Below are 19,504 nucleotides of genomic sequence, written 5' to 3' on the forward strand. Positions count from 1 at the left end.
GGCGTTAGAAGTAGTAACGGATACCTGCAGCGAACTGGTCGTCTCTGTTTTCGAATTTATTGCCAACGAGCTGATCTTTACCTAGGTCGAATTGGTATTCAGTCCAAACTAGGAATTTGTTCTTCTGGAAGTGGTATTCAACACCAGGAATAAGCAGGTTACGCTCATAGCCATCTGTTTGGTCATCACGATCTTCCATGTAGTTGTAGTTCAACGTAGGGCGTAGGCCATTGTCGAAGTGGTAGTACGTGTAAATTTCACCACCTAGCGTATCCATCAGTACGTTGTTTGTTGTTGAAGTTTCAACAGACTCCCAGTTTTCGCCTACGTGGAAAGTTGCACCTGCGTAGAAGCCGCCGTTGCTGTAGTTCGCACCCAATAACATGATGCGCATGTTGTCACCATTTTTAGCTCCTTCAACGCTCGTTGAAAGATCTTCTAGCTCATTTTGGTGGTAAGCCGCACCAAGTGTTACGCCATTAAATGGTTTGTAAGTGATCGACGCACCCATACCGTTCTTCAAAGTTGCTGTTGAGCGGTTGTCTGTCCCTGAATTTGAACTACGATCTGAGCCAGACAGTGCAACATCTTCACGTGTCGTTTGGTAAGTGAAGCCGTAGCTTACTTGGTCGTTGATTGAGTTACGGTAAGTAATGGAGTTTTCTGCTCGACCTGTACCAGATGCAATACCCCAGTCAGAAAGGTTGTAAACACCTGAGCCGCGAGTACCGAAGACACGACCTAAGTCGGTGTACCATGCTACGTCATAAAAAGTAGACCACTGCTTAGTACCTGCTGCGATCTTGCCGTATTTGTCGTGCTCTACGCCTGCGTATAGAAGTCGGTCGTAAATATTGTCGCCGTTAGCACCTGAGTTGTAACCCCATTCAGCATGGCCAAAGCCAGTCCAGCCGTTATCGAGTCCCATTTGACCTTTAAGGCCGAAACGAGAGCTACCGCTGTTCCACTCACCGTTGTGGTCGCCGCCCTTATCTTGGTAACGAACGTCAAAACGACCGTCTAAAGTAAGGCTATCGCCCGCGTCATTGGTAAAAGTGTGTGCAGCAAAAGCAGAACCCGAGGTAAGTGCTGTCAGGATCACTGCTGAAAGAATCGACTTTTTCATTGTAATTCTCTTTATTCAGGCCGTAGAAAGCCACCGTGCTTTCAAGCCCGTTATATTGGTAATGGTTTGGCAGGGTGTACCCCATCCATGAGGCACTAGTAGATTCAGTTATTAGTGGAGCAATAATGAATTGGTTGGAGCACTTACTGGGAGCGAGAAGGGTCCCCCAGTAAGCGTAGCAACCTAAATCAGATGTCTATTTAGGTTGCCACTATTTCGTTTCAATCTTTTGGATTAAAGCGTATCGATTACAGCGTTGGGTTCATGATGGTTGAAGTGCGTTCGAACACATCTAGACCTTGCTGCTGTAGCCAGTAAGGAAGGTCGATAAGAACCCAGTTCTCAGACAGTTTGTCACCGTCACGGTAGTAAACGTCAACTACTTGCATGTTTGCACGTACTTCACCGCCAGTCATACCTAGGAAGCCACCTGTTGGTGTGTTTGATAGGTTTGGCCAACCGAAGAAACAAGAGAAGTTGCCTTCAGCGAAACGACAGACGTGACCGTTGAACTTCTTGTCTTTCAGGTTGTTACGGAAAGGAAGTTGGTGCTGTTGCTGGTAGCGAGGAATTGTGTAAGACGCGCCGATACCACATGGGCCGTACCAAATCATGTCTTTTGACCAGCTCTTCGCTAGTACTTCTGGTGGGCAACCCATCGCGCCGCTGTCGTTAAGAGCAGACAGGTCATCAACCATTTTGTTTACTAGAGCAAGTGTCGCAACACCTTCTTCTGGAGCCGCGTCTTCGAATAGCAGACCATCGTGGTTACGTGGGCCAGGGTATACGAAGTGCTTACCAGTTGATGGTGGAAGTGGGTAGCAACCCGCTTGATCCATCATGCCTAGTAGGTCTAGGAACAGGCCTGTCTTAGTGATTTTGCCATCAACAACACAGTTAAATTCTGCGTAGCGAACGTTCATGATCTTGCCAGTTGGGCGCATGCCTAGGTATTCAGCGTCGAATAGACCCATGAAGTGACCCATGCTCATTACCCAAATCTCATCTGGGTTAACTTCGTTGTTACCACCGATGAAGATGTCTTGACGGCGCTGCATGCGAGTCATTGACTTCATCATTGGTGCCCAGAATACGTCAGCTGCTGCTTGTGCGCCTTCTTGCTCACGGAATGGGTAAACACCGCGCCACAAGTAATCTTCAGAAGTGTGTGCTTTTAAAACTTCAGCAACGTTCTCGTGAGTTGCGTTTTCCATTGCATCGAAGTATTCACGAACAATGCGTTTCGCTTCTTGATATTTAGACATAATAATTTCTCTTTGTGTTGTCGAGTCAACATTCGGAACAGGACTCGATTTGGATTTTGTTACCGGCTGACTTATCAGCCGGCTTTAAACTTTTCGTAATTGAACTTCAGCGTATGAGTGTCGAATTAAGCTTTTGCTGCTTCAGCTTTTTTGCTCTTATCGAAGACGCCACCTTTAAGAGTTTCAGGCAGTGTTAGCCATAGTAGGCCGGCGATAATCCATACGATTGGTGAGCCCCACATTGCTGTTTGTAGGTCGGTACGCTCTTGGATAAAGATAAGAACCATTGGTGCCCACATGCCGATAATACGACCGCCATGGAATAAAGCTGCACCATAGCTACGCAAGCGTGCTGGGAACAATTCAGAGAAGTAACCGCCCCATACTGCAGAAGCAGACAGGCCGAAGTTGTAGATAAGACCTAGAAGAGCCAGCATGTTTAGGCCGCCAATCATCATGTCACCAGGTGCGACAAAGAAGATAGAAACCATGATACCTGCGAGGATGAAGCCGAACGCGTTGATCTTACGACCGTACTTATCTGCTGCCCATCCCCAGAACCAAGCACCGAAGAGTGAACCAAATGCTGAGATAGAGAAGATCAAACCGATGGTTGCACCATCAAACATACGAACATCTTTCAGGTAGGTAGTTACAAAGCCACCGAAGAATTGGAATCCGTAGAAGTTAAGACCAGAAAGAAGTAAACAAGTAATCGTAATTTTGCGGTAAGGCTTGCTTAACATCTCACCCCAAGAACCTTTTTTAGCTTCGGTTACTTCCCCAGCTGCATTGGTTGTTGTTTGTTGATCTTCTTCACCGTAGGCGATCACTGTTTTGTCGCTTGGTAATACAAAGATCATTAACGCTGCTGCTACAAGCGGTGGAATACCACCTACCCACATTAGGCTCTGCCAAGGTGCATCAACACTTGTGATGAAGGCTGCGTAAGCGCCCATTGCCACTAAAGCAACAGAGAACATTGAAGAAGCAAAAGCAGTCAACTTACCGCGAACCGTTGGTGTAAATAGGCCAATCATCAAAGATACAGCTACAGTGAAGTAACCACCTAAAGACAGTCCAATGATGAAACGCATTGCGGCCCAAGTGGCGTAGTCGGTAAACATCATGTTGATGATGGTTGCACCACCGTTTAATGCCGTAATTGCTACTAGTGTGGACTTCTTGCCGAACTTGGTTGCGAACCATGCACAGCTCAGTGCACCAATCAGAGCACCAACCGACTGCCAAGTGTAGAACTGAGCGGTATCAGAAAGGCTAATACCAGCATATTCTTCCACAATGTATGGGCGTACGTAGTCAATAATTACAAAGTTATAACAATAAAAAAAGTAACCCACTAGAATTGCTAGATATGCGGCTACCCTTTGAATCATAGGAACTTCGCTCATGTGTTTTTTAATGGTCATGACCGATAAACCTTTATTTTATATAGGGTGGTTTTGGTTTTAATTATTGTGTGTTGATTCTTTAGCTTCATCACACCGTCTTCATTTCGGGAGAGATAATAGAATTTTTGTGGTTATTAGATCCGTGATCAAAGTCAATTTTAAAATGAGTGCGTACCCATTTTGTGTGTTTTGGTGATCTGGATCTCATTTTATCGCGTTTTTGTGCTTTGTGGGGCGATTTGAGTGTTTAATCGTCTATCTTAGTGATAATAGTCACACTTACTGTGGGTTTTTGAGGGAAAATATCCATTTTTGAGTACTATTGGCGGCGAATGATTTGCGACATACAATAAACGGAATCTAAAAATGGTTACGTACTCAAGTTTTGTGGTTATTGCTCTTTATGTACTAACTACTTTGTTTATCAGCTACTTAGTTAATAGGCGCTATAGCGTCGGTGGCGACTTTTCGACTGGTGGAAAACAGTTTGGTTGGTTTACGGCAGGTGTGTCGATTCTTGCAACCTACATCAGCGCAATGACGTTCGTTGGCATGCCGGGCTGGGTTTATAGCTCAGGCATGGAAGCGATGAGCGTACATTTGAACTATCCAATAGTGATCTTTTTCACTGTGCTTTTCTTTGTTCCGGTGTTTTACAAGCTCGGCCTAACCTCGATTTACGAATACCTAGAGCACCGCTTTGGCGTTGTTGCTCGCACGATCAATTCCATCGTGTTCATTGTGGTTCAGTGTATTTCGGCAGGGGTTATTTTGTATGCGGTTGCCCTGATTTTAGTGCAAGTGCTGCCGGTGAGTATCTCTGAGGCGATCATCTACATCAGCGTATTTACTGCGTTGTATACCTATGCGGGTGGTATCTCGACAGTAATCTGGACTGACATGCTTCAGTCTGCAGTGTTGATTATCGGCAGCATTGCGATCTTTGTTTTATTGCTGATGAAAATCGATGCGGGCGAGGTGTTGTCTCCTGAACATTTGAATATCATCAACCTCGATTTTGACTTAGGCGTCGATACCACATTGTGGGCAGGCGTAGTGGCTGTGAGCTTCTTGCACCTGAGTGTGTATGGTACTAACCAACTGATTATTCAAAGAACGTTAGCGACTAAGTGTGTTAAAACAGCGCAAAAGTCGATGTTACTTTGTGGCTACGGCGCGTTCTTTGTTTATCTGTTCTTTGCTGTGATGGGGGTACTGTTAAGTGTCTTTTATCAAGACAGCAGTTTTGAAAACAGCAATGAAGTGATTCTCGATTTTGTGTTTAACCATACCAACCCAATCATTGTTGGTTTGGTGATCTCAGCACTTTCGGCAGCGGCCATGTCGACACTGGATTCCACTTATAACTCTATGGCGACGGTCGCAACGTTCGATTTCTACAAGCGCTTTTTCCGTAAGAAAGCCTCTGACGCGCACTATGAATCAGTGGCTAGAAAAATGAGCTTGGTTGCTGCAGCATCGGTTGTTGTACCTGCTTTGTTGGCGGTTTCTAATGAATCGGTACTTAAAACGATTGCGAGCCTGACCTCCATTTTTGTTGGTATTCGCCTTGGCTCTTTCATCTTGGGCTTGTTCTTCAAACAAGCAAACGAGAAAGGCGTAATTACGGGCAGTATTGGCAGTGTGGCCGTCGTATTCATCGCCAAATACAGCGGAATAGCTTGGCCTTGGTTTGCCTTGATTGGCACTGTGGTTTTCTTAGTGTTAGGTGTTGTTGTGAGCCGCTTCTGGGGAGAGGTAACCGAGCAACAAAATGAATTTATAGCCAAGCAAAAGCATTTGTTTGCAAAGCCCACCGCGAGTCATTACGGCTTGTTGGTGTTCGCTGTTGTGACGATTGCAGCTTGTACTGTTATCCCTGATTGGCTTTATGCCGCTCTTTCTTAATTGACCGATTTTTTACTGGTATATCTATGTTATCGATCTTTGATATCTACAAAATTGGTGTGGGGCCATCGAGCTCTCACACCAACGGCCCAATGATTGCGGGTTTCCATTTCACACAATTAATCGCTGATAAAATCGCTGAAGTGACGCGTGTTCAGGTGGATTTATACGGTTCTTTGTCATTGACTGGCATAGGTCACCACACCGACAGAGCTACAATATTGGGGCTACTCGGCAATAAGCCAGACATCATCAAAATCACCAGCGCAAACCAAGCAATGCGTCATGCCGTAGACAGTGGTGAGATGGATTTAGCGGGCACCAAGCACATTAGCTTCAACTACGAAACCGATATGTTGTTCCACAAAGACAATCTGCCTCTGCATGAAAATGGCATGATGATTACTGCGTTCGACCAAAGTGGAAACGTGATTGTCGATGAAACTTATTATTCGATTGGCGGCGGTTTTATCGCAACTGCTGATGAACTGCAAAATGGTACTCAAACCCAAGCAGTAGAAGTCCCTTTCCCATTCAAAAACGCCGATGAAATGCTGCAACAAGCCGATAATAGTGGGATGAGCCTCGGTGGCATGATTCTAAAAAATGAAGCGGAGTTCGAAGGCTCTGACATTATTTCAGAGAAAGCGGATCAAATCTGGCGAGTGATGAGTCGTTGTATGGAACGCGGCTTTGAAACCGAAGGCATTCTTGATGGTGGTTTGAACGTGACACGCCGCGCGCCTAATCTACTGAAAAAGTTAGAAGCGAATGCGGCGGTTGAAAACGATCCAATGGAAATCATGGATTGGATTAACTTGTTTGCGTTTGCGGTTAGCGAAGAAAATGCGGCTGGTGGCCAAGTGGTAACATCACCAACCAATGGGGCAGCGGGCGTTATTCCTGCCGTGTTGATGTACTACCATCGCTTCATTAAAGAGTTGGATACCAAGCAGTTAAAAGACTTCTTAGCGGTATCGGGTGCGATTGGCATTTTGTACAAAACCAACGCTTCAATTTCTGGTGCGGAAGTCGGGTGCCAAGGTGAAGTAGGGGTGTCGTCTTCTATGGCAGCGGCTGGTTTAACGGCACTACGCGGTGGCAGCAATGAGCAGATTTGTATTGCGGCGGAAATCGCAATGGAACACTCATTGGGTATGACCTGTGACCCAATTGGTGGCTTGGTTCAAGTGCCGTGTATTGAGCGAAATGCGATGGGCGCGATGAAAGCCATCAACGCATCACGTATGGCTTTGAAGCGTAACAGTAAATCTTTGATTTCGTTAGATAAGGTCATTGCGACCATGTATCAAACGGGTAAAGACATGAACAAGAAGTATCGTGAAACATCACTCGGTGGCTTAGCCTTGATCCATCTGGCTCACCCTTGTGAATAGCTAAGCCAGTTAACCCAGTAAATAATAACGTTAAGCCCAGAGCTTTAGACTTTAGAAATCTATCGCGGCTGGGCTTTTTGTTTGATGTGTTTTAGGGAGCTAATCTGAAAGCGGCAATCGATAGCTGTTTTTCAACTCTTTCACCGAGATGTTCGATTGAATCGCACTCACGCCTTTCACTCGTCTGATCGAGCTAATGCGCTCAAAGTACTCTTCCAAATCTTTCGCCAACACTTGCACCATGTAATCGGCGCCGCCTGCAATGCAGTGACACATAGGAATCCAATCGGTTACCGCGACAAACTCTTCGAACGGTTCTGTGTTTTCAACTTCATGGTTACCCAAGGTCACAAGAGTAAAACCAGCCACATGAAAGCCTAATTTTTTACGATTCAGTTTGGCGGCATAACCATCGATATAGCCTGTTTCTTCCATGCGTTTCCAACGACGCCAGCATGGGGTTTCGCTGAGGTTGACCTGCTCTGCGAGCTTGCTGTTGCTCATGCGTCCGTCTTGCTGGATATGTTCTAAGATGGCGATATCTGTGTCATCTAATACTTCTTTGGTGGATTCTTTCTGTTTCATGGCTATTTTAGAAAAGTCTTGCTCAAATTTGGATTAATATTAGCCTATATAGCAATTTAATTCCTAGTCGAATCTGTAAACTCTCCCCCTATAAATACTTTACTTATTAGGAGTGAGAGGAGATGAGCTCTCAATTAATGCTGGCGTTCTTGCTATTTTCAACATCAATAGCAATTACCCCTGGGGCAGGCAATATCGCATTACTTGGGATTTCAAGTCGTTATGGATTTGCTGCGACTTTACCTTTTATCTCTGGGAACGCTGTTGGCATCATCATCGTACTGGCAGGTTCTAGTGTCGGTTTGGTGAGCCTATTTACCCTTTACCCAGAGCTATACAACATTTTGAAATACGCGGGTGCGGCTTATTTGCTGTTCATGGCGTGGTCGATTGCGAACATGCAAATCGAAGAAAGCACCATCGACAATCGTTCAGGTTTTATGTCAGGTGTGTTGGTGCAGGTGTTAAACCCTAAAGGTTGGATAGCGTCATTGACCGTGTTTTCACAGTTCATTACTCCGAACGCAGATTACTTGATTCAAGTCGTGACTATTATCGCGGGTATGGTGATTACCGGTGTACCGTGCATGTTGGTGTGGGCGTATTGCGGCACCATGCTTAAAAAGTTGCTGCAATCACCAAAACAGATGATGTTTGTGAACCGTTGCTTGGGTGGAAGCTTAGCGATGGTGGTTGCCTTTATGCTTTATCAACCGGCATAAATTTCAAAGAAAAAAACCACTCCTAAATCCATAGGAGTGGCGTCTAAATGTCGACTAAGTCGTTAACAGTAAAGAATTAAGTTAACAAATATTTAAGGAACTTGAGTTAAAAGCTTTAAGCTTTTCAGTGTATAAGGTTAAGCGGTTTCAGCCTCTTTAACTGGAGCTGAGTTACGGATTAGGTGGTCAAATGCACCTAAGCTTGCTTTTGCACCTTCACCCATCGCAATGATGATCTGTTTGTAAGGTACGGTTGTTACGTCACCCGCGGCAAACACACCTTTCATTGATGTTGCGCCATGAGCATTAATTTCAATTTCACCGCGTGGTGACAGCTCAACTTTTGAACCTTTCAACCATTCGCTGTTTGGCATCAGACCGATTTGAACAAAGATACCCGCAAGTTCGATCTGTTTAAGTTCTTCTGTGTTGCGGTCTTTGTATTCCAGACCGGTTACACGGTTGCCATCACCAATCACTTGCGTTGTTTGAGCCATCTTGATGATTTCGATGTTTGGTGTTGCGTTTGCTTTGTCGATAAGTACTTGGTCGGCACGCAATGTGTCTGCAAACTCAAGTACAGTTACGTGTTCAACGATACCCGCTAAATCAATCGCCGCTTCGATACCTGAGTTACCGCCACCAATAACCGCTGTTTTCTTACCTTTGAACAATGGACCGTCACAATGTGGGCAGTAAGCTACGCCTTTATTGCGGTACTCTTGCTCACCTGGAACGTTCATTTCACGCCAGCGAGCACCAGTACTTGTGATAACCGTGCGAGCTCGTAGTGTTGCGCCGCTCTCTAGCTCTACGTGGATGTAACCGTCTTCAGTGTCTTCTGCCGCAATGATGTTTGCAGCACGCTGCTCAGTCATCACTTCAACACCGTACTCTTTTACGTGCTCTTCAAGGCTTGCCACTAACTTAGGGCCGGTGGTCGCTTTCACTGAGATAAAGTTCTCAATCGCCATAGTATCCATCACTTGACCACCGAATCGGTCAGCAACCACACCAGTGCGAATGCCTTTACGTGCTGCATAAATTGCCGCTGAAGAACCAGCAGGGCCACCGCCGACAACCAATACATCAAACGGTGCTTGTTGGTTTAGGTTCGCTGCTTTCTTTTCTGCTGCGCCTGAATCAACCTTGTTCAGGATCTCTGCCAGTGACATACGACCTTGACCAAATAGCTCACCATTAACGAACACGCTTGGTACTGCCATGATGTCGCGAGACTTCACTTCGTCTTGGAATGCTGCGCCATCAATCATCGTTGTCTTAACCAGAGGGTTAATCGCCGACATCATGTTGAATGCCTGAACCACCTCTGGACAGTTTTGGCACGATAGAGAGATAAAGATTTCTACATTAAGCTCTTGATCTAATTCTTTAATTTGCTCGATTACATCCGCTTCAAGCTTGATAGGGTGACCACCACTATGAAGCAGTGCTAGAACCAGTGACGTAAATTCGTGACCCATTGGCAAACCGGCAAAACCGATCGCGGTGCCTTTCTCTTGGTTCACTACCTGCATGATAGGACTGCGAGTGCTTGCGCTGTCATCGCGAGTCACTTCAATTTTGTCGGTTAAAGACGCAATATCATTCGCCAGATCTTGAAGTTTGTTTGCGGTGTCGCTGCCATCAAGGCTAAGGACTAACTGAACATTGGTTTTTAGGTTTTCTAGGTATGCTTTTAGCTGCTGCTTCATTGCTTGATCTAACATAATCGTGCCTGCTCTTAAATTCTGTGTCTTGGTATTGACCAATACCTTCTTGCTGAAAAAGGAAAATAAAAAGGGGGCGCAAGTCGGCAAATATTGTGGTGTTGATGTTTTGAAAGGGTGGCGCGCGACTGCCCTTTAGGAGGGGGGCCGAAGCGCGCCTGTAGAACCGTTTAGCTATTCTTGTTAGCTAGGCTTAGATTAAATCTTGCCTACTAGGTCTAGAGATGGAGCTAGAGTCTCTTCGCCTTCTTTCCATTTAGCTGGGCAAACTTCACCTGGGTTAGCGGCTACGTATTGTGCTGCTTTAACCTTGCGTAGTAGGTCTTCTGCGTCACGGCCGATGCCTTCAGCTGTGATTTCCATTGCTTGGATAACGCCTTCAGGGTCGATTAGGAACGTTGCACGGTCTGCAAGGCCTTGACCTTCACGCATAACGTTGAAGTTATTTGTGATGTTGCCAGTTTGGTCGCCTACCATGAAGTATTCGATAGTGCCGATTTTGTCAGAAGTATCGTGCCATGCTTTGTGAGAGAAGTGAGTGTCAGTTGATACTGAGTAAACTTCTACGCCGCGAGATTGAAGCTCTGCGTATTTGTCTTGCAGGTCAACTAGCTCAGTTGGACATACAAATGTGAAGTCTGCTGGGTAGAAGAAGAATACAGCCCACTTGCCTTTAACGTCTTGCTCAGTGATTTCTACGAATTCGCCGTTTTTGAATGCTGTTGCGTTGAATGGTTTGATTTCTGTGTTGATCATGATTTGACTCTCTTTCTAATTTGTAGTGTTTAACGCTATCCCGCGTCGATGTAGATATATTGCATTGCCACCGAAAATTAGTGAAATCGGACATTTCTATAGATTCAATAGGCGAATCCTATCTTCGAAAGGAAAAGACTATCGGTAAAAGCTATCAACAAAAACGATTAACAAAAGCCATCAAACATCAGCAATCCCCAATTTGAGTAGCTATGCTCTTTAGGCTGTTCTCTATATTGGGCTTATCTCTATTGGTGTGCGTATCTATGTGTCTATGTAGGTAAAGGTAGATATGGTTTCTTTACGTGAGTTGAGTTGTTATACCAAACTGTAAATAACAAAATATTATCATTAATATAAATTATGATAATTTCAGTTAATTAACGCATGTGCCTATACTCTCTTCATCGAAACGAAACACCGAAGCTAGTCTTCGAAAAGCACAGAATTTAAAACGAATTTGGAGCAAGTTATGAAAATGAATCACGTAGGCATCATGGTGGGTGACATGGACCAAGCAGTCGAGTTTTACACGAAAGCGCTAGGTCTAAGAATCGTAATGAACAACACCAAAGTGATGGAAGAGCGCGAATCAGCAATCGGCCGTATGTGTATCGCTGTGTTCGGTGAAGGTTTTAAAGGCTTCAACATTGCACACCTAGTAACATCTGATGGTATCGGTGTTGAGCTGTTCGAAATGAAAGAGCGTCAAGAGCGTCACGAAGTTGATTTCTCTCGTCTAGGTATCTTCCACTTCTGCCTACAGCTTCCAAAAGAGCAGTTTCACTCAGCGATTAAACGTGTTGAAGAATTTGGCGGTAAGGTTCGTATGGACATCATGCGTTACCACCCAGAAGACGAGTTGAAGCAAGCACAAATGGTTTACCTAGAAGACCCGTTTGGCAACCTATTCGAGTTCTACTCTCACTCATACGAAGATACGTACGCGACTGATTACGAGTAATCGCGTTACTACCTTCTATAAGGTAGAAAAGCCGAAACACCCCTAAAGAGGATTGGTAGAGATACCAATCCTTTTTTGTTTGTGCTTTTTGGGGAAGGGGAGATGTGCTGTTGGCAGGGACCACAGCAGCCACAATAACGGGTTATTGGTCTTCGATTTTTACGCATCGAACCGAGAACATATAGTCTTTTGAACTTGTTGCTCTGCGTATTTCACCTTTATGCGTATTCCACCAAGCGTAAGCAAGTGTTCGGATAATCCCTTTCTTGTCGGATGCGCTGCTCGCGGTCCAGAACTCGGTGTAAGCACCTTCAGTGATATACCAACCATTCCATTTTACGCCTGCAGGTCTAGCAAAGAAGTTCTGTTTATTGACAATAGATGGGTCGACTTTGGAAAATGGTCCATCTGCTTGAGCTTCTTTGAGTTGCAAACCTAACTTTTGCTCACCCCCACGCCAACCGTTTTGGTGTACTTCTTCTTCAGGCATGCCGATGGCCAGCTCTAACTTTTTCCAATCCTCATCGGTCGCCACTCGCCAGCCGACTGGGCAAAGGTTTCGTTGATCTGAAACATCATGCCAATTGTATAAGCGTCCGTATTTTAATAGGTTTTCTTGATCATCTTTTGGGATCGCACCAGATCTTACCGGGCTACCATCTTGGAACTGAGTGCTTCTCAGGCTTTCCGCTAACCAAACCTGTTCACCGATAGTAACGGTGCGATAAGTGTTACCTTCCGCGTCTTGAACCGTATCCGTCAGTTGGTATAACTCTTTGTTGATGTCGTTAGCTGATGATGTGGCAGCAATAACCATACTGACTCCTATAGATGAAATTAGCTTTTTCATGATGAATAACCCGTTGTAATCTTATGGGGTTACTTTAACTCTCATGTTGAGTTTAAAATAGGCGATATACTCTCTAAAACATGCCTATTTATCTCATTTAGTATGGTGGAGAGATTTGATAGTCAGTTTGTTTTATTGCTATGCGATGTTTTCAATCAGCTGTTTTGATTGGCTCCATTGCTTAGGTGACTGGCCATACACACGCTTAAACTCACGACTAAATTGAGAAGAGCTGACGTACCCAACTGCCATCGCAGCTTCATTGACATTCTTACCCGCAGCTATCTTCATCGCCGCATTATTCAAGCGCATCGACTTCATAAATTGGATCGGTGACATTCGGGTCGCTTGTTTGAATTTTCGGTGGAATACCGCTCGGCTCATCCCTACATGCGATGCAAGCTCATCAATCGTGACGTTCTTTGTCAGGTTCAACGATAAATACTCAATTGAGCGGGCAATTTCATTGCCAATGCCAAATGCGCCTCGCACTGAAAGACCAGCCTCGCCTTGTAAGACAGCGTAATAGAGCTCTCTTAAACGACTCTCGCCGAGAATGGCCGTTCCTGCTTTATCGTCTCCTAGCTGAATGAGTCGAAGTAGAGCATCAGAAAAAGTGTCGTCCCAATTGGCGAGTGATAACCCTTGAGGTTGTGGGCTACCTTTAGGGACCTTAACTGCGCCGCTGACACTCTCCATTGCGATGGCTAATTCGGTCATCACTTTGGTATCGAGTGAGATAGCTACCCCTAACAATGGATTTTCAGGTGTCGCTGCTGGTGTCCCCGCCTCAACAGGCATGGATACTGAGCAGCACAAGTACTGACTGCTGTCATAGATGTACTTATCGCCATCCAATATTGCTTCTTTACTGCCGCTTAAAATCACGATTAGTGTTGGTTCATAGACGGCTGGAGCACACGGAATAGCTTGGGTCACCTTAAATAGGCGAACTCCCTTTATGCCCGTTTCGAGCATGCCATCCTCCGTTATGCGACTTTCTACTAGCTGCTTAATTTTCTGCTTCATTAACCTGCACCGTAAATTCGATCTGATACAAATAGGCATATTTTTGAGATTAATTCGCCTATTTATGAATCTCTGTGAGAGTTATAGTAACTTCAGACAACAATACTACCGCTGATAGGTGCATGCAAACTGCTTTCGTGCTTTATCAAAAGCTCAATCTGGGTCTGGTCGTTATAACGATAAGGCTTGGTGGAGATAAGTGGTTTTAAAATAAAGAGTTGGAAAAAGAACATGTTAAAAAGCTTCATTCTCATATTGGTTACGCTGTCTTTGATGGCCTGCTCAACACCTAATGTTTATAACGATCTCAATGCAATACCTTCTACGGAAACGGGTGAGCATGAACTCGGTATTGCGTTTGGCGGTGGTGGCGTTCGTGGGTTTATGCACCTAGGCGTGATCAAAGCCTTGGCAGAGGAGGGCATTGCCCCTGATGTGGTGAGCGGCACCTCTGCGGGTTCGATTGCTGCGACTCTATATGCTTCAGGGCTGAGTTATGAAGAGATGGAACTCGCGATAGAGAAAGTTGGCATGTCTGACATCGCCGATTTTGTCTTTTCTTCAAAAGGCTTGGTGAATGGCAAGAACTTGTCAGAATGGATAAACAGCCAAGTGACGTATGATGACCTGTCTGATATGCCAATGCCTGTCGCGCTTACCGCGACCAATCTGACATCGAGAGAGACCGTTATTATTCGTTCGGGTAACCCGGGGCATGCTGTTCAAACCTCATCAACCATTCCCGGCGCATTTGTACCCGTTGAAAACCAAGGTGATATCTTAGTTGATGGCGGTATTTTTAGTGTTGTGCCTGTTTACGCGGCTAAAGATCTCGGTGCTAAAAAGGTGATAGCCGTTGATATCTATTGTCACAATCAAATCACGCCAGAAGTCTCGGCGAGCAAGATTACGCTTGCGGCTTTTCGCATGCAAAGCTGTCGTCTGTCTGAGCAAGAGCTAAACAGTGCCGATGTGGTCATTAGACTGGACTATGAACCGAATGGAAGTGCGGCTTTTAATGAAAAAGAACAAGCGATACAAGCGGGTTATCTGGCTGCAAAAGAGGCGATGCCTGAGATAAAGGCGATGCTCTCCATCTAGCGGCGGAGATATTGCTGAAACACTGTTTGGCTCAAACTCTGGTTAACTGAGATTTAAACGTCCTAGAAAGGATTGGTAGAGATACCAATCCTTTTTTGTGTTTGTGGGGCTTAATTTAGGAACATCGGATAAACCATCGGCTGCACTAAAACAAACCGACAATGTTGCTCTTTAGTGCAGCATATCCTTGATGGAAAACTTAACTGATTGATAAATATAATGTTAAACCATTGGCATATATGTTGCTCTATTGCCTTTATGTAAATTGTATACAATGAAAAATACATTAAGGAAGTCACATGGAACAGAACAGTGAATTGATCTACGGATTGGATGACCGACCATCAGTTAAAGCAGCCAGTTACGCAGCGTTGCAGCATGTATTAGCCAGTTTTGTTGGCATTATCACCCCCACGCTTATTATCGGTGGCGTTTTAGGGTTAGGTGAACACATTCCTTATTTGATCAGCATGGCATTAATGGTGTCTGGGGTAGGTACCTTCATCCAAGCCAGAAAAATAGGGCCAGTTGGTGCAGGGATGATTTGTGTCCAAGGAACCAGCTTTGCATTCTTAGGCTCAGTGCTTGGGGCGGGCTTTCTTGTTAAAGCGAATGGCGGTGGCCCGGATGAAATGCTGGCGACCATTTTTGGCGTTTGTTTCTTCGGTGCGTTTGTCGAAATCGTCCTCTCGCGTTTTATCGAAAAGCTGAAAGTGGTGATCACCCCTGTTGTGACCGGAATCGTTATCACCACGATTGGTATCTCTTTGATTAAAGTTGGCGTCACAGATATTGCTGGTGGCGTTGGTGCCGAAGATTTTGGCTCTGGAAGCAATCTGATGTTGGGTGCTATCGTCCTCGGAACCATAGTCGCGCTTAACCTGAGCAACAATAATATGGTTAGGTTGTCGTCGATTTTAGTTGGGTTGGTTGTTGGCTGGGGCGTTGCCATTTTGATGGGTAAAGCGTCTATGGTTTCTTTTGCTTCTCAACCGCTATTGAGTATTCCTGTCCCATTTAAATATGGCTTCGCTTTTGATTGGCAAGCCTTCCTGCCTATCGCTTTTATTTACTTGATTACTGTTATAGAAACTACGGGTGACCTTACCGCCAACAGCATGTTTTCAGGGCAGCCGGTTAAAGGGCCTAAATACCTCAATCGACTCAAGGCTGGCGTGCTGGGTGATGGCGTGAACTCACTTATCGCTGCGGTATTCAATACTTTTCCGAACACGACTTTCAGCCAGAACAACGGTGTGATCCATTTTACGGGGATCGCGAGTCGCTACATCGGCTATTTCATTGCCGCGATTCTTTTTCTGTTAGGGCTATTTCCCATCTTAGGTGCGGTATTAATGACGATTCCAAAGCCAGTCTTGGGCGGGGCTACATTAGTGATGTTCGGTACGGTTGCTGCTGCGGGCATCAAAATCATCGCCAATGAGAAACTGGATCGTCGCAGAATCATGACGATTGCCATCTCACTAGGCTTAGGACTTGGTGTCATGCTGGTACCAGATTTATTGAAAGAAGCACCCAAGCTAGTGCAAAGCATATTTGGCTCACCTGTAACCATGTCTGGTATTGCCGCGCTTGTGATTACCGGGTTGATGTCTTTGGTGCCTGAAACTAAAGCCAAGCCGATTTCGAACGTCGTACATACCAGTAAAGCGTAACGGGCTTCTTCGTGCTGAACTAAGGATGTTTAACTAGAGCCACATGACATATGTGGCTCTCAACTTTAACTTATTGTGTGACGTGTTGGCATCTCACTTAGCTTGGTAGATAACATAAAATTATCATTAATATAAATTATGATAATTTCAGTTAATCAGCGTATCTCCATATACTCTCTCCATCGAAACGGAAGACCGAAGCAGTCTTCGAAAAATACAGAATTAAAAACGAATTTGGAGAAAGTTATGAAAATGAATCACGTAGGCATCATGGTTGGCGACATGGACAAAGCAGTCGAGTTTTACACGAAAGCTTTAGGTCTAAGAGTCGTAATGAACAACACCAAAGTGATGGAAGAGCGCGAATCAGCAATCGGCCGCATGTGTATCGCTGTGTTCGGTGAAGGCTTCAAAGGTTTCAACATTGCTCACCTAGTAACATCTGATGGCATCGGTGTTGAGCTGTTCGAAATGAAAGAGCGCCAAGAGCGTCACGAAGTAGATTTCTCTCGCTTAGGTATCTTCCACTTCTGTCTACAGCTTCCAAAAGAGCAGTTTCATTCAGCGATTAAGCGTGTTGAAGAGTTTGGCGGTAAGGTTCGTATGGACATCATGCGTTACCACCCAGAAGACGAACTAAAACAAGCACAAATGGTTTACCTAGAAGACCCGTTTGGCAACCTGTTCGAATTCTACTCGCACACATACGAAGACACGTACGCGACTGACTACGAGTAATAACGTTATCTACCTGGCATAAGGTAGAAAAACCGAAACACCCCCTAAAAAGGATTGGTAGAGATACCAATCCTTTTTTTGTTTGTGTGCTTTTTAAGTGCTCCATCATATGGTGCGGTTAATAAAGCAACAGATTTAAGACATTGTTAAAGTTGACGTTTTGAAGATAAAACCTTTCATGAATATGACTGAAGCGAGCGTGCTTCATGAAAACATTGCGGAATCACATTGGTGATAGCCCTCGCTGAGAACTCACAATACTCAGCTTAATACTGCTGAACCGCACTACAATGAAAATAGATAAACATTACATGAAGAAGATCTACTCAAATAGCATGAAAAAACTAAACCTTATCTTTGCCGCTTTTCTTATTACTTTGCTTGCCGGATGCTCGTCACATGCGGCCGTCGATACTTCAAAAACAAAGGGCTATGCCAATTCACATGCGCTTATGGGAGTGGCTTCTTGGTATGGCGATAAATTCCACGGAAAACTGACGGCAAGTGGTGAAACGTATAATAAAAATGCTTATACAGCCGCTCACAAAACCTTGCCATTTGGGACTATCGTGAGAGTGACCAATACAGCCAATAAAAAGTCAGTCGATGTCAAAATTAACGATAGAGGCCCTTACGTAAAAGGCCGAGTGATTGACCTTTCCCACAAAGCATTTTCTCAAATTGGTGACGTTAAGAAAGGCGTAGTAAAAGTCAAAATTGAGATTATTGATGATAGCAACACCTTTCGATACAAGCACTAGAATCCCCTCCTAACCTCCCCTTGGTGTACATCTCCGATCCCTTACCAGCAATGGGAAAGGGGAGGAAATAACCTCGATCTCGATGAATAAATAGCACATTTATACTTACTCAATAAGGCTGATTTGTAGCCTTTTGTGCCTTTCGATAATCCATTTTTAATAAGATTATCTTATTTTTTAGTATGTGGGTTGATGATGTTATGTGATCAATAAATCAGTGTCTTAGCTTTCTTATCATTAGGGTTCATTGAAATTCATTGTGAAATAATGAAAAGCTGAACTAATCCAAGTTGAGTTTTGGTGTGATTAACAGTGAAAGCCTAGGGGAAATTACATTTCGTTACTCACTGAAGTAAATCTGAAATATCGCTGACACGGTTCTGAAATTTTTGGTGTTTAGCTTATGGGCTTCTATATCGCATTCAAATAAGGAAATACCCGTGAAGCTAACCCCTGTCGTTGCAGCCGTAATTATGTCTTTCAGTTCAGCAAGTTTTGCGTTTAGCTTGCAACAATCTGCTAATGAAAACAGTGAAGATCTCGTATGGACAGGACACCTTAGCCCAGACAGCGACACGGTAATGTCTGCGATGCTCGCGGCTCATATCTATGGCGGTACAGCGACAGTGCCAGAGCCGATTAATCCAGAATCCACTTTCATCTTGAACTACTGTAACGCTGAATCACCACGCGTAGAGACAGATTACTCTTCATACCGCGTGGGGCTGGTGGATTTCAATCAGGTCACTCAGCTAGCGCCAACCATTGACCAATCATCTATTGTTGCTGTGGTTGATCATCACGCAATTGGTGGCTCACCGATTAACACACCACAAATTGTCGAGATGGATATTCGAGGTTGGGGATCGGCTGCGACAATTTTGGCTGACAATGCTGAAAAGCTGGATGTGACCCTACCTAAACACCTTGCTTGTGTTGGCTTGGGTGCAATTCTCTCTGATACCGTGGTATTCCAATCATCAACCACGACTGAGCATGACCGTGAGTACGCAGAGAAACTGGCAAAAGTTGCAGGCATTTCAGATATCGAAGATTTCGGCCAACAGATGCTGATTGCTAAGTCGGATCTCAGTCATCTTTCTTCTGAAACCATTCTGACGCTGGATTACAAAAACTTTAAATACGGTGGCAAACAGGTGGGTATTGGTGTCGCTGAAACGCTAACGGCTCAACAACTGATTGATCGTAAAGACGAGCTTTTGGCAGCGATGAAGTCTTATAAAGAAGAGAACGGCTTAGATCATCTGTTCTTCTCCATCACCGACACTAAGAACAAAGAAGCAAACTTACTGTGGGTAGATGAAAGCGACTATCAAGTCATCAAGTCGGCTTTCAACGCTGAACCAACCAGCGATATGCTGACGTTAGAAGGCGTCACTTCGCGTAAGCGTCAGATTGGCCCTGCGGTACAAAAGGCAATTGAGAGCTTGTAAGTTTTAAGAGAGCTTTAGAAGGGGTTGGTA

General features: G+C 44.7%; 17 protein-coding genes. 9 read left to right on the forward strand and 8 right to left on the reverse strand.

The genetic code is table 11. The features are described 5' to 3' along the window. Positions 1 to 4: 4 nt before the first annotated feature. The 3 genes from MSG34_RS11185 to MSG34_RS11195 form a co-directional block, all read right to left on the reverse strand. A complete protein-coding gene (locus MSG34_RS11185; RefSeq protein ID WP_102332992.1) occupies positions 5 to 1,126 on the reverse strand; it encodes a porin in 1,122 nt (373 codons plus the stop codon). Between the two features lie 248 nt (positions 1,127 to 1,374). Further along, complete coding sequence (locus tag MSG34_RS11190) at positions 1,375 to 2,391, reverse strand: nuclear transport factor 2 family protein (RefSeq protein ID WP_048616719.1); 1,017 nt, start codon at positions 2,389 to 2,391, stop codon at positions 1,375 to 1,377. A gap of 125 nt (positions 2,392 to 2,516) precedes the next feature. Then, positions 2,517 to 3,821 carry an MFS transporter gene (locus MSG34_RS11195; protein ID WP_017104144.1) on the reverse strand — a complete coding sequence of 435 codons (1,305 nt, stop codon included), beginning with the start codon at positions 3,819 to 3,821 and terminating at the stop codon, positions 2,517 to 2,519. A 348-nt stretch (positions 3,822 to 4,169) separates the two neighbouring features. Here MSG34_RS11195 and MSG34_RS11200 point away from each other — a divergent pair, with 348 nt between their 5' ends. Both MSG34_RS11200 and MSG34_RS11205 read left to right on the forward strand, forming a co-directional pair. Continuing rightward, complete coding sequence (locus tag MSG34_RS11200) at positions 4,170 to 5,711, forward strand: sodium/solute symporter (protein ID WP_248337427.1); 1,542 nt, start codon at positions 4,170 to 4,172, stop codon at positions 5,709 to 5,711. Positions 5,712 to 5,737: 26 nt separating this feature from the next. Beyond that, positions 5,738 to 7,108, forward strand: coding sequence for an L-serine ammonia-lyase (locus MSG34_RS11205; protein ID WP_248337429.1), 1,371 nt, complete (start codon positions 5,738 to 5,740; stop codon positions 7,106 to 7,108). Between the two features lie 99 nt (positions 7,109 to 7,207). On the opposite strand, the gene MSG34_RS11210 is transcribed toward MSG34_RS11205, so the two are convergent. After that, complete coding sequence (locus MSG34_RS11210; protein ID WP_248337431.1) at positions 7,208 to 7,693, reverse strand: Lrp/AsnC family transcriptional regulator; 486 nt, start codon at positions 7,691 to 7,693, stop codon at positions 7,208 to 7,210. Between the two features lie 122 nt (positions 7,694 to 7,815). Between MSG34_RS11210 and MSG34_RS11215 the strand changes: the two genes are divergently transcribed. Beyond that, positions 7,816 to 8,415 carry a LysE family translocator gene (locus MSG34_RS11215; RefSeq protein ID WP_248337433.1) on the forward strand — a complete coding sequence of 200 codons (600 nt, stop codon included), beginning with the start codon at positions 7,816 to 7,818 and terminating at the stop codon, positions 8,413 to 8,415. Positions 8,416 to 8,552: 137 nt separating this feature from the next. On the opposite strand, the gene ahpF is transcribed toward MSG34_RS11215, so the two are convergent. Both ahpF and ahpC read right to left on the reverse strand, forming a co-directional pair. Continuing rightward, the gene (gene ahpF, locus MSG34_RS11220) at positions 8,553 to 10,145 is read right to left on the reverse strand and encodes an alkyl hydroperoxide reductase subunit F (protein WP_248337435.1); all 1,593 of its coding nucleotides are present in this window, start codon (positions 10,143 to 10,145) and stop codon (positions 8,553 to 8,555) included. 198 nt (positions 10,146 to 10,343) lie between these two features. Then, positions 10,344 to 10,901, reverse strand: coding sequence for an alkyl hydroperoxide reductase subunit C (ahpC, locus tag MSG34_RS11225; protein WP_016798107.1), 558 nt, complete (start codon positions 10,899 to 10,901; stop codon positions 10,344 to 10,346). A gap of 472 nt (positions 10,902 to 11,373) precedes the next feature. Here ahpC and MSG34_RS11230 point away from each other — a divergent pair, with 472 nt between their 5' ends. Next, positions 11,374 to 11,865, forward strand: a complete 492-nt coding sequence (locus MSG34_RS11230) for a VOC family protein (RefSeq protein ID WP_016798106.1) — start codon at positions 11,374 to 11,376, stop codon at positions 11,863 to 11,865. A 142-nt stretch (positions 11,866 to 12,007) separates the two neighbouring features. On the opposite strand, the gene MSG34_RS11235 is transcribed toward MSG34_RS11230, so the two are convergent. Both MSG34_RS11235 and MSG34_RS11240 read right to left on the reverse strand, forming a co-directional pair. After that, entirely contained in the window at positions 12,008 to 12,682 is a 675-nt protein-coding gene (locus tag MSG34_RS11235) for a fibrobacter succinogenes major paralogous domain-containing protein (RefSeq protein WP_050652334.1), read from the reverse strand. Between the two features lie 171 nt (positions 12,683 to 12,853). Beyond that, positions 12,854 to 13,744: an AraC family transcriptional regulator gene (locus tag MSG34_RS11240; RefSeq protein WP_082242300.1), complete on the reverse strand. Its 891-nt coding sequence runs from the start codon at positions 13,742 to 13,744 to the stop codon at positions 12,854 to 12,856. Positions 13,745 to 13,975: 231 nt separating this feature from the next. Here MSG34_RS11240 and MSG34_RS11245 point away from each other — a divergent pair, with 231 nt between their 5' ends. The 5 genes from MSG34_RS11245 (at position 13,976) to MSG34_RS11265 (ending at position 19,474) form a co-directional block, all read left to right on the forward strand. After that, positions 13,976 to 14,845 carry a patatin-like phospholipase family protein gene (locus tag MSG34_RS11245; protein ID WP_050622070.1) on the forward strand — a complete coding sequence of 290 codons (870 nt, stop codon included), beginning with the start codon at positions 13,976 to 13,978 and terminating at the stop codon, positions 14,843 to 14,845. Between the two features lie 299 nt (positions 14,846 to 15,144). Continuing rightward, a complete protein-coding gene (locus tag MSG34_RS11250; protein ID WP_172380111.1) occupies positions 15,145 to 16,521 on the forward strand; it encodes a nucleobase:cation symporter-2 family protein in 1,377 nt (458 codons plus the stop codon). 246 nt (positions 16,522 to 16,767) lie between these two features. Next, a complete protein-coding gene (locus MSG34_RS11255) occupies positions 16,768 to 17,259 on the forward strand; it encodes a VOC family protein (RefSeq protein WP_048609315.1) in 492 nt (163 codons plus the stop codon). 311 nt (positions 17,260 to 17,570) lie between these two features. Beyond that, positions 17,571 to 18,020 carry a septal ring lytic transglycosylase RlpA family protein gene (locus MSG34_RS11260; protein WP_248337437.1) on the forward strand — a complete coding sequence of 150 codons (450 nt, stop codon included), beginning with the start codon at positions 17,571 to 17,573 and terminating at the stop codon, positions 18,018 to 18,020. 440 nt (positions 18,021 to 18,460) lie between these two features. Next, positions 18,461 to 19,474 (forward strand): manganese-dependent inorganic pyrophosphatase, encoded by a 1,014-nt coding sequence (locus tag MSG34_RS11265; protein WP_248337439.1) that lies wholly within the window; start codon positions 18,461 to 18,463, stop codon positions 19,472 to 19,474. The last annotated feature ends 30 nt before the right edge of the window (positions 19,475 to 19,504 follow it).

This window comes from Vibrio sp. 1CM2L (assembly GCF_023161695.1).
GTDB lineage: Bacteria > Pseudomonadota > Gammaproteobacteria > Enterobacterales > Vibrionaceae > Vibrio > Vibrio coralliirubri.